Genomic DNA, 15085 nt, shown 5'->3' on the forward strand with positions numbered 1-15085 from the left:
ATAGAGCCAGTGGTTGCCAACTATTGAAGCAGTGTTGATCCGTCTACGAGTGCGTACTCTACCTTGCTTTTGATCTTTGCCTGGGTGCAACGGATTTCAAGAAAGAGACTACTTCCTGGAACAAGCGATGCTGCGACATTTTGGTGATGTCATCATCGGTTAGTTCGCTTAGCAGCACTGTAACGTCGGGTAAAAGCCGTTCTCTAGCCAGGCTTTGAAGAAGCTGCTTGGGAGCTGATTGGGTCAAATTTTGCTCTACGGCTGTTAACTTTCGCCCATCTTTCAATTTCGATTCGACAATCGAGGGATCTGCGAAAAAAACAATCTCCAGTTCAGGAAGTGCGACCAGTATTCGATAAGGCTGCGCTGGTGTAACCCAGTTCAAGTAGCTCTCAAGCTCTTGTTTTCTTATTCTTGCCAGCTCTGGGTCGTTTGTGTCTGCATCCATCACGACAAGCAATGGATGGGGCACTCCAACAATAATGGTTCGGGCAACGATAGAAAGCCGATTTCTGCTGTTAGCGACGAAGTAACGAAATTCAAATTCTTGAGCTTCAGGAATAGCTTTCAAAATTGTCTCAAGCAGAAGTTTATCAAGTTCCGTTTCGACAACTACTTCTATCTTCATGGGTTGCTCTCGTAGTCAGCTTTTAGATCCAGCAATGCCTCTTTTCGCTCAACTGCTTGTCGCAGCTTTCGTCTCACACCATCCATCATACGCTGCTGTGGAAGGGTAGCGTCGATGTCTTCAGCAGTCCACAGCAGTACGTTGAGAGGAGTCGCAAAGGAGGCGTAGAGCTTTGCGACCTGCGTAAAACCAGATGCACTGACCAAAATACCCATCGTGAGTGGCGGTCTCCCTTCAAGCCGAAAACGGAGTTTAGCCAGCGGTTCTACATCAACTTCTTTACTCAGACACTTTGATTCGACCAGGAAAGTGCCAAGTCGAGTATAGATGGCTCCATCAATTTGTTCGAGGGTGCCGAGTCTGAGTTGTTCGGAGGTGAAACCGTAAGGCCATCGAACTTCCTCGTATCGTGTACTTTCCAGCTCAAGGTCGAAACCACGCAAAAATATGTATTCGAGGGCGTAGCCCCTTCCTCCCCAGGCTCCCATAGGTTTGCCCTCGCGCAAGCGTCGCCAGTGCCTCATGAGCTGGCGATGGGTCAAAGATTTTGCTCTGCTCAACCGCTCGGCATCTGTCATACACGCTTCCACACAGTTTAGAAATTAGAGCAGGGCAAGTATGCACAGAGCAACAACTTACACCTGCCAGACAAAGTCCCTGACAAGTGGAACCGAACCGGCAGGCCGGTCATCTCCCGCCTGAGTTTGAATCTGCTGCCGGAGAAGTCCTCGTTCGCTTTCTGCCAACCGGATACGTACCTCCGTCTCGCATTGGTCACGACCTGAGTCCCTTGCAGCAGCGGTTGCTCGAAGTGCTGGCTGTTACTGGCTCAGCTTCCCTGAGCACGATCAGGACTCACCTGGATCCACCCGTCCCCGAACGTACCGTTCAAGAGAACCTGCAGCTGCTTCGTCGGTTAGAACTGGTAGGTTCTTCAGGCAAGGGACGGGGTGCGCGCTGGTTATTGAATGCTACAACCTAGCACATATAAGGACATTTGTTCCGCGCCATTCCGCGTCATTCCGCGCCATTCCGCGCCATTCCGCGTGATCGCCTCATGGATAAAATCTGCTACATCGCCTCTATCTAGTCGATTGGTTGCTCTAGAAACAGCCTCTAGAATCGTTCTCAGTTCGCGAGCGAGTTTAGTGTCTCCGAGTGCCCGGAAACGAAGTGCTCCAGGAAAGAAGGCTACTTTTCTTGTAATAGCTCGAAGGTTTCTTGTGAGGTACGAGGAGGAAAGCCTTGCAGTCTTCTTCGAGTAGACTGTCTTCGTACCCGTTTTGTAGAAATCCATGATCCGGCGAGTAAAGATTACTGGCTATAAATCTCTAAGGGATGTGGAGATCAACCCTTTGCCCCAGATAACGCTGATATTTGGGCCTAACGCAGCGGGTAAGAGCAACCTCTTCGATGCGCTGGGCCTGCTTAGTCGCACAGCTGGAGCCAATGCAACCCTGAAAGATGCGTTTCGAGCCCACAGAGGAACGCCCCTGGAGGCTTTTAGCTTCGATGAGACAGGATTGGAGGGTCTATTAAAAAAGAAAAGTGCCCAGTTTACGATCGAAGTGGATGTGTCCTTGTCTGACTCGGTTATATCGCTTGTCGAGGCAGAAATAAAGCAAATGCGTTCGGGTCTGACTGAAGAGCATAGCAAAGAGCGAAGAATTGTCGAAAAATTGCTGAGGTACAGGCTGACAGTCGAAATCTTGACAGATTCGGGCCATCTTAGAGTTTTAGACGAGTATCTGGCAGCCGTCAGCCGCACAGGCGAACGCAAGAAGAGCAGAAATCCATTTATCGAAAGTGTATACGAAAAAGAACCGGGCCGGATACGACTGCGAATGGAAGGACAGTCGCATCCAACGGATTATGAGATGGGATTGGATTATACTCTAGTCTCTCGACCCCTGTATGTTCCGCATTATCCGCATATTACCGCTTTTAGAGAAGAACTCAAGCGATGGAGGTTCTACTACCTTTCTCCTGAGGCGATGAGAGCAGAAGCTCCTCTGAAGCAGGTTGAAGTTCTTGACTACATGGGCGAGGATCTAGCCCCCTACTTCAATTCGCTCAAAGCAACGAATGAAAAGCAGTTTAATACTTTAGTAAAAACTTTTAGAACCATACTTCCGCAAATAGAAAAGCTCGATATTGAACGTTCAGCGGATGGGCTGCTGAGATTAACGGTGCAAGAAAATGGAATCCATTATTCGGCACGAGTCGTTTCTGAGGGAACACTGAGACTCCTTGGTTTACTTGCGATCACCAATCCGATGACACCGGCGAGCGTTGTCGGTTACGAAGAGCCGGAAAACGGGGTACATCCGCGACGTTTAGCGCTGATCGCCAGACTTCTAATTGGTGCTGGCCAGCGGGACACCCAGTTCATCGTCAATAGCCACTCGCCTGTTCTGCCCGAATATTTTGATGATATAAACTTAATAATGTGCCGTCGCTTGAGCGGCCAAACAGTTTTTGAGCCTTTTGACAGCCTGGGCAATCTTTATAGAAAAGAAGACATCGAAAAAGCATTGGAAGATGAGCCGCTGCCTTTGAGTTCAAGGTTGGTCAGAGGCGATTATGGCGGATAAGATAAGACTCGGTTATTTTCTGGAAGATAGTGGTCACGAAGAATTTATCCTGGGTCTTGTAGAGCATATAGCCGAAGAAGCAGGATACCACCGTCAGCAGCTCAGCAACGATGTTAGAAACTCTACCGGCGGCAAGGGCCGGGTCATCTCTGCTCTACAAAAGTTTTTGCAGGAGCTTAGAGTTGGAGACAACAATCCGTTCGACTTCCTGATAGTTGCAATAGATGGCAATTGCACTGGCTTTCTACAAAAACGTACAGAGGTCCAAGAGCTGGCTGAGCGCTCAAAATTTACTGGCAACATCATCTGTGCTATCCCCGATCCTCATATAGAGCACTGGTACATGGCAGATCCGCTATCTTTTAAAAAGGCTACAGATCTTGACTCTCAACCTGTTCCACCCAAATACAAGTGCGAAAAAGAGATTTATAAAAAGGCACTTATCGAAGCTTTTGCAAAATGTGGTGTCATTCCACCTTTGGACGGCATAGAGTACGGAAGAAACTTTGCCCTGGAGATGAACCTCTACGACGCATGTCAGAGGTGTCCTTCCCTCGGTCATTTCGTCGATGAGGTTAGAACGGCCCTTGCTTCGGTTCTCAGATAAATACTTTCTCGAACGATTGCCATCGTGCAAAAACTACCAAAGAAGCTTTGGAGCCGGTAGGATAGGGTACATTTGTTTATCAGGCTGTGCTTCCAGACATGGCAGACTCTTCCAAACACGTCCGGCAAAGCCTCGTCGATGCTCTGCAACTTGATCTAGTCGGCCCGCTACCAGAAGATCAACGGTACCAGGACGAGGTGTTGCCTCAGCCTCCTTCCCGCTGGTATCTGAGTGGGTTTCTCGTTCCCTACGAGGCGAAGATCGAGCAGCGCTCCGACGATGTGAGTGCCGACGATCTCGACCTGGTAGAAGGGTCAGGAGCGGGGGACGACGAGGCGGCTCCCGAGGCCGCTTCCGCCCGCAAGGCGTTTTTTCCGTCCTCGATGGGCGTGAGCTTTCTGGTCTCCTCCGAGGTTGAGAACTTGCGAGTCGTGATTGAGGGAGGTGACTACACTCCGCTGCCCCAGGTGCAAGAGACGACGCAGACCGACGCAAAAGAGCAGGTAGATCAAGCTACCGACGCCCAGGGACAAGTCTGGAAGCGGACGGCCCGCAAGTGGTCGCTTACCGTACCGCTTCTTAAAGAAGAACAGGCGTCCTCGCGTTCGAGTCATTCGATGCAGTCGCTATCAGTGGCTGAAAGCGGCGGGTTACAACTGGTTCTCTCCGTCCGCCCCGTGCAAAGTGGGGTGCCAGTACCGGCGGGCACGCGCTCGGTGTCGATTTTTCTGGTCAACAATCGGCGACCGGCAGGAGATGGTGAGCGCGACACTGCTTTTATCTTCCAGGCGGCCCTGAGCATCCACTGCGCAGCAGGGTTCGTGGCCCGCCCCGATCCCAGGGGCCAGGGCGGCGATGCGGATGAGCAGGTGGCGGATCTGCAGTTTCGAGACGCCTGCGAGTACGCGGTGGGCCACAACGTATCGGCGGTGGCCCGGCTAAATGCCGATGGCCGCTGCCGCTGCGTCAGCACTGCCTGGCTGCCCACAGCCGAAGTGGAGAAGGTGGTGCCCGTCTCGATCGCCGGTGTCGAGCTGGGTATGGAAAATCTGGCGGCGGCGAAGGATGCAGATGCGGTGGCGGCGATGCTGGCGGCCCTGCCCGATCGGTACGCGGACTGGATTGCTGAGCAGCGGGCGAAGCGGCCCGACGGAGAGCAGCGACGCCAGGTGGCCGACCGGCTGCTCCACCGCGCTTCGGTGGCCAGACAGCGCATCGAAGCGGGGATCGCGTGCCTTGCCGACCCTCAAGTGCTGGAGGCGTTCCGGATTGCCAACCGGGCGGTAGCGAGTGCGATTCGCCGGCGAGCGAGCTTCGATGGCACCTGTACGCCCGAAACCGCCAGGGCTCCTGCCTGGCGGCCTTTTCAGCTGGCTTTTATTTTGATGAACCTGCGGGGCATCGCCGAGCCGTCCCACCCGGATCGCGAGGTGGTGGATCTGTTGTTCTTCCCGACGGGCGGCGGTAAGACCGAAGCCTATCTGGGCCTGGCGGCGATCACCCTCGTTCTGCGGCGGCTCAAGAACCCGAGCATCGCCTCGGCGGGCCTCAGCGTCCTGATGCGCTATACCCTGCGCCTTTTGACCCTCGACCAGTTGGGCCGCGCTGCCACTCTCATCTGTGCCCTCGAACTGGAGCGGCAGGCAAACGTTGCCAGACTCGGACCCTGGCCGTTCGAGATTGGCCTCTGGGTAGGCCAGTCCGCAACTCCCAACCGCATCGGCAAAAAAGGCGATAACGACCGCTACAGTGCTCGGGCCCGGACGATTGCCTTTCAAAACAACGATCGCAAACCCTCGCCCATCCCGCTGGAGAACTGCCCCTGGTGCAACGAAAAATTCAAGACGGCCTCCTTTCAACTTTTGCCCAACGCCGACAGCCCGACCCGGCTTTCGGTTGTCTGCCTTAACCGCAAGCGCACTGCCAGCGGCCAGTTTATCTGTCACTTCCGCTCGAATAATCCGTTGCCGGTGCTGGCGGTAGACGACGAGATTTATCGGCGACTGCCCTGCTTTGTGATCGCCACGGTCGATAAGTTTGCCAACCTGCCCTGGGTAGGCGAAACTGGGGCGCTCTTTGGCAAAGTCGAGCGCTACAGCGACCAAGGCTTCTTTGGACCGACAGATCCGGGCAAGGGCCAGCCGTTGGGCGGTTCCCTTGCCCCGCCGGATCTGGTCATTCAAGACGAGTTGCACCTGATCTCCGGTCCCCTGGGCACGATGGTCGGGCTGTACGAGACGGCGATCGACGCGCTGTCGAGCCGCTTCGACGCAGAAGGCCGGTCGATTCGGCCCAAGATTATCGCTTCGACGGCGACGGTGCGGCGGGCAGAAAAACAGATCCGCGCCCTGTTTGGCCGCACCCAGGTGGATGTCTTTCCACCGCCTGGCCCGGATCGGCGCGATGCCTTCTTCGCCCGAACCGTTCCGACCAGTGAGAAGAACGGGCGACTGTATCTCGGAGTGGCAGCCCAGGGCAGATCCCTCAAGGTCATCCTCCTGCGGGTCTATCTGGCGCTGTTGGGTGCGGCGATGCGCGAATGGCAGCGGGCGGGCGGCAAGAAAAGTCTGACCAATCCTGCCGATCCCTACATGACCCTGCTCGGGTACTTCAACGCCTTAAGAGAACTGGGCGGCAGCCGCCGCATCGTCGAGGACGAAGTCAAGTCGCGCCTGGCTCGCTGCAGTATCCGGCGGCGCGTGGGCGAGGCGGAGGACGAGGGACTGTTTGCCGACTGGGTGATGGGTGAGCCACGAGAACTCACCTCGCGGGTCTCCACCAGTGAGGTAGCCGATACCAAGCGTCGCCTCGCTCTCCCCCATGCACACAAAGAACACATCGATGTGGCCCTCGCCACCAACATGATCTCAGTTGGTCTTGACATCACCCGCCTGGGCTTGATGGTGGTCCTGGGTCAGCCAAAGACCGCCTCCGAATATATCCAGGCCACCAGCCGGGTCGGTCGCGACGACGAACGCCCAGGGCTGGTCGTGACCTTGATGAACGTGCATCGCCCCCGCGACCGCTCGCACTATGAGCGCTTCGTTGCCTATCACGAGAGCTTCTACCGGGCAGTGGAAGCAACCAGTGTTACCCCCTTCTCGCCTCGGGCTGTCGATCGCGGCCTCGCCGGGGTAGTCGTTGCCCTCGCCCGTTTGGGAGATGGCAGGCTCACCCCACCGCTCAACGCCCACGAGATCCTCACCTACTGCAAAGATCTAGATTTTGTCGTCGAGGCAATTGCCCGCCGCGCCGAAGCCTCCGACCCAGATCTGCGGGCAGAAGAGGCAGCCAGCCTGCGCAGCCATATTCGAGCCAGGGTGAAAAACCTGCTCGACGACTGGCAGACGATCGCCCGCGACCGGGGAGCCTTGCAGTACCAGCGGGAAGTAGGGGGTGCTCCGCCGCTACTCTACGACCCTCTGGACCCGGAACTGGAACTGCAACCTGCGGTCTGCCGCAAATTCAAGGCCGGGCGCTCCCTTAGAGATGTCGAGCCGACAGTCAACCTGTGGATTCGCAATGTCAACGGTCAGGAAGTGCAAGGAGAGGACGACTGATGCCCAACCCGTCTAAGCACCCACCCGGTGAACTGCGTCGCAGCCAGATCCTTACTACTTACGGTCCGGGCTCGATGATCGATATGCCCAATCACTCGGTGGTGATCGGGGGGCTCAACCACTGGTCGGAGGCAGGTAGAAAGCTGGTCGAAGAGGAGCGCCTCGCCGCCAAGGTCGCCAGGCTGCTCGAGGTGAGTTCGATTCAGCTCTATACACCGCCCTGCGACGGCTCCGACCCGAATGCTCCCCGCACGGGCATCACGGCCTTTACCTTTCCAACCTGGTTTTTGGCTCAGGTCAACCAGAGCCTCACCTACGCCGGCAGAGAATACCGGAGCCGTCCCCTGGTTCCCGCCAGGCAACTCGTCGATGGGGGCAACAGTTATTTTGGCGAAGATCGAAAAAAAGTGCCGGTGGTGCCGGTGCGCTTTGTGCGCTCCTGTATCAACGGTCATCTCGCTGACATCGATTGGCCGGCGTTCGTCCACGACGATTTTGCCTCCAGTTGCAGAGGCCCCCTGTGGCTCGACGAGGGCGGCTCCGGCTCCGATTTTGCCGATATTTTCGTGCGCTGCGAGCGCTGCAGCAAGCGCCGTCCCCTCTCCAACGCCACCTTAGCGAAGGTGCTCGGTCCCTGCCGGGGAGAACGGCCCTGGCTCGGTCAGGGACAGACAGCAAGCGAGCCCTGTCGCGGTGAACACGATCAGGTGCAGTACGCACGGTTACTGGTGCGTTCGGCCTCCAACGCCTACTTCTCACAGACTCTGAGCGTTATTTCGCTGCCGGACAACGATGCGAAGGTGCGCGAAGCGGTGGGCAAAGTCTGGCAGAACACCTTGCAGGTTGTGGAAAATATCGAGACTTTGCGGATGCTCCGCAACCTGCCCCAGGCCAAATCAGCCCTCGAAGGTCTGGCTGAAGAAGCGATCATGGCCGAGATCTTTCGCCGCCGCGCCGGAGGCAGTTCCGACACCGAACCCGGTAAAAGCATCAAGCAGGTGGAGATTGAGACGCTTCTTTCAAGTCCTGATTCTGAGCGCGAGGACGTGCTGGAGGGCGACTTCTACGCCACCACCCGCGATCTTTCGGGTCTGGAGCCCGGTTTTGCTGAACGCATCGATCGGGTGGTACTCGTCCACCGCCTCAAGGAAGTGATCGCCCAGGTCGGCTTTACCCGCTTTGAACCGGTCATGCCCACCATCGACGGAGAACTCGATATCGGTGTGCGCCGCGCTGCCCTCGACATCGAGCCGAGTTGGGTGCCTGCGATCGAAAATCGCGGTGAGGGTGTATTCATCGCTTTTAAGAAGCAGGCGATCGATGCCTGGCTGGCTCGACAGGAGGTCAGAGCCAGGGGCAAAAAGCTAAAAGCAGGTTTCGATACCTGGCGGCGGCGACGCGGTATTACTGAACACCAGTTTCCTGGTCTACCGTATGTAATGCTCCACTCACTGTCGCACCTGCTCATCACTGCTGTTTCGCTGGAGTGTGGTTATAGTGCCACTGCCATTCGTGAACGCATCTATGCCGGCGATGCGGGCCACGGCATCTTGCTCTATACCGGCTCCACCGGCAGCGAAGGCACCCTGGGCGGCCTGGTGGGCGTCGGTAAACACATCGAAGGACACCTGCGCTTTGCCCTCGAACTTGGGCAACTGTGCTCCAACGACCCGGTCTGTGCCGGGCACGACCCCGACAGTCATCAGGAGGAGCGCTTCCTGCACGGGGCTGCCTGCCATAGCTGTCTACTCATCGCCGAGCCCTCCTGCGAGCGGGGCAACGAGTTTCTCGATCGGGCTCTGGTCACTCCCACGGTCGAAGGTCTGGGAGCCGAGTTCTTCTTTGAGAAGAACCTGAACCTGCTATGAATCCGGCTGTATTGCGGGGACTGAGCCGGACGAACCTGGAGGCTCTGGCCGCTGCCCTCGAATCGGGTCGGATAGTACCGCCTTACTCCCGCCTTGGGCTGCAGGCGCTGGTAGGCGCTCTTCAGGCAGAACCTGCGGCAGCAGAGATGGCGCACCTGGCAGCCCAGGGAATGCAACCCATTCACATCGCTTATCTGCTGCGCGCTTTGGTTGCCGAACGGGCGGACGCCCAGCAACTGCGCGATCAGATAGAAATTGTCTGGACTGGAGACGATTTGCTGGCAATCACGGGCCGCGATACCGCCGTAGTCGTGCGGGAACTCTTTGCGGCGGCCCGTAAAAGTGTCTTGATCGCCAGTTACGCCCTCGATCGGGGCGAAAAAGCAATGGCACTGTTTGGCGAACTGGCAGCCAGGCTGGACAATGAGCCGGGCTTTACCGTGCGCGTGTGCCTCAATATTCATCGTCCTACTCAAAGTAACCAGAGCGAAGCGCAACTGGTAGAAGCGTTTGGGAAACTTTTTCGCGAAGAGATCTGGCCGGGCTCGAAGCTGCCGCAGGTATTCTACGATCCGCGTGCCCTGCAAAAAGGCGGAAACGAACGTGCCTGTCTCCATGCCAAGTGCGTGGTCATCGATCAGCAAAAAGCCCTGGTCACTTCCGCCAACTTTACCGAGGCGGCCCACAAAAGAAATATCGAAGTGGGTGCGCTCCTGAGCGATCAGGCCACCGCCAGTGCGCTGTGGCAGCAGTTTGCGTTGCTGATTCAAAAAAGGAACCTGCTGGCGCTGTATCCGGTGTGAGCGTGTTATCCCAGTACCCTTAGATACTCGCGGTCGAAGGCCGCCGCCAACCCTTCGCGCTGGGCGTAGGGGCCGGGGCGGTAGGCGGAGGAGCGCACACCCTGCTGGGTACGTTCACAGATCTGCCAGTCCTGGCGGTTGATCTCATCCCAGAACAGCACCGCATCGCTTGCATCGAAGTCCGGCTTTGCCATCTCTGTCGGATCGAAGTACCACTCACAGACGATCCGGGTCCGGTCCACCGCCTCCGGCCAGAGAGAATGGACCATCGCGTAGTCGGGATGGAGACTAAATAGCAGATTGGGAAAGAACGTGTAGTAGTAGGCCCGCTCCAGGTCTGCGCCTGAGACCGTACCCACCGCCGGACGGGAGCGGCGGCCACTTGTCGTCAGTCCGGCCCCCGGCTGTACGCTCATATAGCCCCCCAAAATCGGGCCAGAAAGAAAATCGTTGCGGCCACTGTCGGCGGGCGAGAGCGGCACCAGGCCGGGATGGATGGGCGGGCAGTGGTAGCACTCGCTGTAGTTCTCGAAGATCATCTTCCAGTTGGCGGCCACCTCGTAGTGAATGTGCGCACCCCGGCGCAAGCGGTCCAACTGCCAGGGAGCGAAGCGGCCCACGAGGGGAGCCATCGCCTGCTCGAAAGCCTGTGCCTCCGAATCGAGGTTGACCCAGAGAAAACCTTCCCACTCGGCGATGGCACAGCCCACCAGCGGCCAGTGGGCGATGTCAAAATCGGGCACCTCGTCCATGTGGGGGGCGCTCACCAGGCTGCCGTCGAACCGGTAGCTCCAGGCATGGTAGGGACAGCGGATGGTGCCGCTAAATTGGCCCTCACCTGAACGACACAGGCGCGTTCCCCGGTGGCGGCAGACATTATAAAAGGCGCGAATCGCCCCATCGTGGCCGCGAACGATAATCAAGCTCTCCCCATCGACATCGACAAGAAAGTACGCACCGGGGCTTTGTAGCTGCTCAGCGCGACCGACGCACAGCCAGTGACGGCGGGTAATCATCTGGCGCTCCCGCTCGAAGATGGCCTCAGAAGTGTAGTAGATGCCTTCGAGGGTGCGATCGCCCGCTTCGATGCGCGCTCGCTGAAAGGTCGTCATTGCCCTGGTACCTGTAAATGCCCGGCACCACTCTAATAGAGAAGCCCCGCTTCTAGACGAATTCGTAAGTAATCAGCAGACAGGCAGCAGCCATGGCACATAGCCCGAGTAGAAAGCAGACATCGGCGATGCTCTCCAGCCGTTCTTTGAGGGTCTGACGCGTGGAGCGCGTTCTCAGGCCAAAGTAAGCAAGAACGCAGGCCAGCAAAAAAATAATCGAGTCGATAGCGAGCAGATCGTCGCCCAGTGTACTGACCAGTTTGATCCGGTGGCTTATCTGCAACAGGCCAATCGCCGTCAGACAGACGCCCAGCATCGCTGCCGACGTCGAAAAGATGTAGATCGATAGATCCTGGTCCAGCTTTGCCTGCGAACGCGGTCGCTTGACAAGGGAGTCTCTAAGACCTTTCACCGCTGAAGCTCGCATCTAATTGCAGCTATTGTCCGCCATCGGAGCCAATATGCGCTGCTTCGATCAGGCGCTGAGTTTTTTGTGCAGCAGCAACTTGCGGTCGCCCAAGAGGGGCCATTCCTGCTCGGTGCGCTCGAGTTGATAGCCCAGGCCGTAGTAGAGGGCGAGCGCTCCCCGGTTACGTTCCATGACGTGCAGGTTGACGGTGGACTGGTTCCAGCGCCGCACCAGCTTCTCGACTTCAAGCAACAGAGCGCGGGCGACGCCCTGGCGGCGATAGGTGTTGCTCACCGCCAGATTCGAGATGTAGGCGAGTCGAGTCGAGCCGCCCAATCCCGGCGGCATCCACCACTGCTGGGGCAGGCTGCGCAGGGCCACCTCGACCGTACCGGCGGTGTGCTCCTCCACCAGGGCCACCAGGCAACTGTAAAAGGCAGGGGGCGTGCGCAACCGCAGGCTGATCTCCGCTTTCAGCCCCGCCTGAATCCAGGGTTGAATCCAGCGCGTCAGCCCCACCGGCGGATGGAAGCACTCAGTCAGGATGGCAGCGATGCTGCCCGCGTCCTCGGCTATCGCTGGCCGGATCGTAAAGGCGGGCTCGTTCGCTTCCTGCTCGCTGCTGAGTTCAAAACTTTTCATGCGGGATGGGGGCGGGTTTGCGCTGCGAGGCTCTCAGGCTGGGATCGTACTTCTCGCCATTTTACGCCCACCGCTTTATAGTCCGCTGCCTCGGGTAGGGGAGACAGTGGCGGAGGCGACTGCCCGCTAACGTAGAATCGATCCGACGCTTCAACGCTGGGTGCGGCTATGTGTGGAATCGTAGGCTACATTGGCGAGCGCGCCGCGCTGCCTTTTCTGGTCGATGGTCTCAAGCGCCTGGAGTACCGGGGCTACGACTCGGCGGGCATCGCCACCGTGGGCGGGAGTGGCCTCGAATTGGTGCGGGCCAAGGGTAAACTCCATAACCTCGAACAGAAACTCGAAGGGGCGTACCGCACCACCGCCACCATCGGCATCGGCCACACCCGCTGGGCCACCCACGGTAAGCCGGAAGAACACAACGCCCATCCCCACACCGACGCGAGCGGGCGGCTGGCGGTGATTCAAAACGGGATCATCGAAAATTACTCCGAGCTGCGCACGGCCCTCAAGGAGCGCGGCTGCCTTTTTAAGTCCGAGACCGACACCGAGGTGATTCCCCACCTCATCGCCTGTCATCTTGACGGTCGCACTCTGCTGGAGGCAGTGCTTGCTGCCGTGCGCGAGCTGAAGGGAGCCTACGCCATCGCCGTGCTGAGCGCTGACTTTCCAGACGAGATGATCGTCGTGCGCCAGCAGGCACCGCTGGTGGTGGGCTACGGCGACGGTGAAAATTACTTTGCAAGCGACGTACCTGCCATCGTCTCCCACACCACCCGCGTCCTGACGTTGCAGGACGGCGAGTGCGCCCGGATCACCCGCACGGGCGTCGAGGTCTACGACTTTACGGGTCACAAGTTGCGCCGCTCGCCCCGCACCCTCAACTGGAACCCAAGCCTGGTCGAAAAGCGCGGCTTTCGCCACTTCATGCTCAAAGAAATCCACGAACAGCCGGGGGTGATCCGCGACAGTTTAGAAGACCGCATCGGCGATCGGGGCAGCCCCGTCCGCCTCGGCCTGCCCACCGACTTGTTCGCTGGACTTGAGCGCATCTATATCATTGCCTGCGGCACGAGCTGGCACGCCTCGCTGGTGGGCAAGTACCTCATCGAATCGCTTTCGGGCCTGCCCACCGAGGTCAACTACGCCAGCGAATTTCGCTACAACCTACCGCCTCTGAGTGACCGCATCCTGGTCATCGGCGTCACCCAGTCCGGCGAGACCGCCGATACGATCGAAGCGCTAAAAGTCGCCCACCAGCAGGGCGTGCGCATCCTGGGGATCACCAACCGCCCCGAAAGCTCCCTGGGCCAGAAGTACGAGCACATCATCGACACCCGCGCCGGGCTTGAAATCGGCGTCGCCGCCACCAAAACCTTTACAAGCCAGCTCATCGCCTTTTATCTGCTCGCTCTACAACTGGCCCACCTGCGCGACACCCAGACGCCTGAGCGCATCCACGAAATTCTCACCGGCCTGCAGCAACTGCCCACCCACATCGAGAACATCCTCGACACCCAGGAGCGCTACATCACCGAACTGGCCCGCGAATTTGACGCCACCCGCGACTTTATCTTTGTCGGTCGGGGCCTCAACTATCCGATCGCCCTCGAAGGTGCCCTCAAGCTCAAAGAAATCTCCTACATCCACGCCGAGGGCTATCCGGCGGGCGAGATGAAGCACGGCCCCATCGCTCTCCTCGATGCCGCCGTCCCCGTCGTCGCCATCGCCGTTCCGGGCAAAGTCTACGAAAAGGTGCTCTCCAACGCCCAGGAAGCCAAAGCCCGCGACGCCCGCCTCATCGGCGTCGCTCCCCTCGACGACCCGGCAGCAGTCGAGACTTTCGATCAGATTCTGCCGGTGCCGGTGGTAGACGAACTGCTCTCGCCCATCCTCACCGTCGTGCCCCTGCAACTGCTCGCCTACCACATCGCTGCCCGTCGTGGCCTGGACGTAGACCAGCCGAGAAACCTGGCAAAAAGCGTCACAGTTGAGTGAGAACAGTGGACGTGGTCCAGCTTTGTATTCGAGGGCTGGGTACCGGCAGCTGTTGTCTTTTTAAGAATTCAGGCAAAAGCCGCAGAGACAATATCTATCAAGATTGAACGCAGTGTCATATCTGCTGTTCTTTCGTAGACTGTAGATGTGAAACTTGCTTCTTTTAAAAACTCGATGATGCTGTGATTCTCTGGCTCATGACTTGTGTACCATTTGCAAGCTGCCAGTTGCTTTAGAACGCTTTGAGCGGCTCTTATACGCTCCAATGACAAATTAAAAGCTCTGCTCTCTGATTGATCGTTGAGCATGACAATCCCACCAACATTTCTTGTAATTTTACGAATGTTGATCCAGTTATCGCGTCTTGGTACTCTAACAACATGTACTATGGCTTCGCTAACTAATAAGTGTTCCAAAAATCCAGAAATAGAAAGGAAGGGATTGTCCCAGTAAGACAGTAATCTTTCATCCTGAATACTAATTGGAAAAACTTCCTCCAGCACGCCCGGCTCACTCTCTTGCAGAAAGCTATAGTATCTATCGCGACTGAATCCGGCGACTGCTTTGTTGAAATCTTCTATGTACGAATTATTAGCTCTCGCCAAAACTCTGTTGACTCGACCTTCAACCTGCTCAATATAATCTTTCACATTGTCGTAGAAATCTGTGTGAGCGAGATTGTTTAACAGCAACTTAACGTGAAATGTACGGTTGAGTTCATCGAAAAAACAGGGATTTTCGTTTCAGGCAGAGAATAAATTCCAAATTGCTTAAGCAATTCGAGAGCAAAGTCGTAATGTGTGAAACATGCCAGGTAAGTGATGTAATTGCTTTCATGTTTAGGAAGGTGCTGACGCTCGTTCA

12 protein-coding genes are annotated in these 15085 nt (G+C 57.1%); 6 read left to right on the forward strand and 6 right to left on the reverse strand.

Going from position 1 to position 15085, the window contains the following annotated elements; translation table 11 throughout:
- Positions 1-58: 58 nt before the first annotated feature.
- A complete protein-coding gene (locus GKIL_RS03345) occupies positions 59-628 on the reverse strand; it encodes a hypothetical protein (protein WP_023171984.1) in 570 nt (189 codons plus the stop codon).
- Complete coding sequence (locus GKIL_RS22250) at positions 625-1206, reverse strand: restriction endonuclease (RefSeq protein ID WP_051382638.1); 582 nt, start codon at positions 1204-1206, stop codon at positions 625-627. The genes GKIL_RS03345 and GKIL_RS22250 overlap by 4 nt, the downstream gene beginning before the upstream one ends.
- A gap of 717 nt (positions 1207-1923) precedes the next feature.
- On the opposite strand from GKIL_RS22250, the gene GKIL_RS03355 reads away from it, so the two are divergent.
- From GKIL_RS03355 to drmC, 5 genes are all read left to right on the forward strand, one after another.
- Positions 1924-3222, forward strand: coding sequence for an AAA family ATPase (locus GKIL_RS03355; protein ID WP_023171988.1), 1299 nt, complete (start codon positions 1924-1926; stop codon positions 3220-3222).
- Positions 3212-3829: a DUF4276 family protein gene (locus tag GKIL_RS03360; protein WP_023171989.1), complete on the forward strand. Its 618-nt coding sequence runs from the start codon at positions 3212-3214 to the stop codon at positions 3827-3829. Before GKIL_RS03355 ends, GKIL_RS03360 begins: the two co-directional genes overlap by 11 nt.
- Before the next feature lie 98 nt (positions 3830-3927).
- The gene (gene drmA / locus GKIL_RS03365; RefSeq protein WP_023171990.1) at positions 3928-7389 is read left to right on the forward strand and encodes a DISARM system helicase DrmA; all 3462 of its coding nucleotides are present in this window, start codon (positions 3928-3930) and stop codon (positions 7387-7389) included.
- Positions 7389-9257 carry a DUF1998 domain-containing protein gene (gene drmB, locus GKIL_RS03370; RefSeq protein ID WP_023171991.1) on the forward strand — a complete coding sequence of 623 codons (1869 nt, stop codon included), beginning with the start codon at positions 7389-7391 and terminating at the stop codon, positions 9255-9257. Before drmA ends, drmB begins: the two co-directional genes overlap by 1 nt.
- Complete coding sequence (drmC, locus tag GKIL_RS03375) at positions 9254-10060, forward strand: DISARM system phospholipase D-like protein DrmC (protein ID WP_023171992.1); 807 nt, start codon at positions 9254-9256, stop codon at positions 10058-10060. Before drmB ends, drmC begins: the two co-directional genes overlap by 4 nt.
- 5 nt (positions 10061-10065) lie before the next feature.
- On the opposite strand, the gene GKIL_RS03380 is transcribed toward drmC, so the two are convergent.
- The 3 genes from GKIL_RS03380 to GKIL_RS03390 form a co-directional block, all read right to left on the reverse strand.
- Positions 10066-11172 (reverse strand): aromatic ring-hydroxylating oxygenase subunit alpha, encoded by a 1107-nt coding sequence (locus tag GKIL_RS03380; RefSeq protein WP_023171993.1) that lies wholly within the window; start codon positions 11170-11172, stop codon positions 10066-10068.
- A 52-nt stretch (positions 11173-11224) separates the two neighbouring features.
- The gene (locus tag GKIL_RS03385) at positions 11225-11584 is read right to left on the reverse strand and encodes a hypothetical protein (protein WP_223173801.1); all 360 of its coding nucleotides are present in this window, start codon (positions 11582-11584) and stop codon (positions 11225-11227) included.
- Between the two features lie 63 nt (positions 11585-11647).
- Positions 11648-12223, reverse strand: coding sequence for a GNAT family N-acetyltransferase (locus GKIL_RS03390; RefSeq protein WP_023171995.1), 576 nt, complete (start codon positions 12221-12223; stop codon positions 11648-11650).
- A 168-nt stretch (positions 12224-12391) separates the two neighbouring features.
- Here GKIL_RS03390 and glmS point away from each other — a divergent pair, with 168 nt between their 5' ends.
- Entirely contained in the window at positions 12392-14221 is a 1830-nt protein-coding gene (gene glmS / locus GKIL_RS03395; protein WP_023171996.1) for a glutamine--fructose-6-phosphate transaminase (isomerizing), read from the forward strand.
- A gap of 68 nt (positions 14222-14289) precedes the next feature.
- Here glmS and GKIL_RS24495 read toward each other — a convergent pair whose 3' ends face one another.
- Positions 14290-14871, reverse strand: a complete 582-nt coding sequence (locus GKIL_RS24495; protein WP_023171997.1) for a hypothetical protein — start codon at positions 14869-14871, stop codon at positions 14290-14292.
- Positions 14872-15085: the final 214 nt, after the last annotated feature.

The sequence above is a fragment of the Gloeobacter kilaueensis JS1 genome, from assembly GCF_000484535.1.
In the GTDB taxonomy this organism is placed as follows: domain Bacteria; phylum Cyanobacteriota; class Cyanobacteriia; order Gloeobacterales; family Gloeobacteraceae; genus Gloeobacter; species Gloeobacter kilaueensis.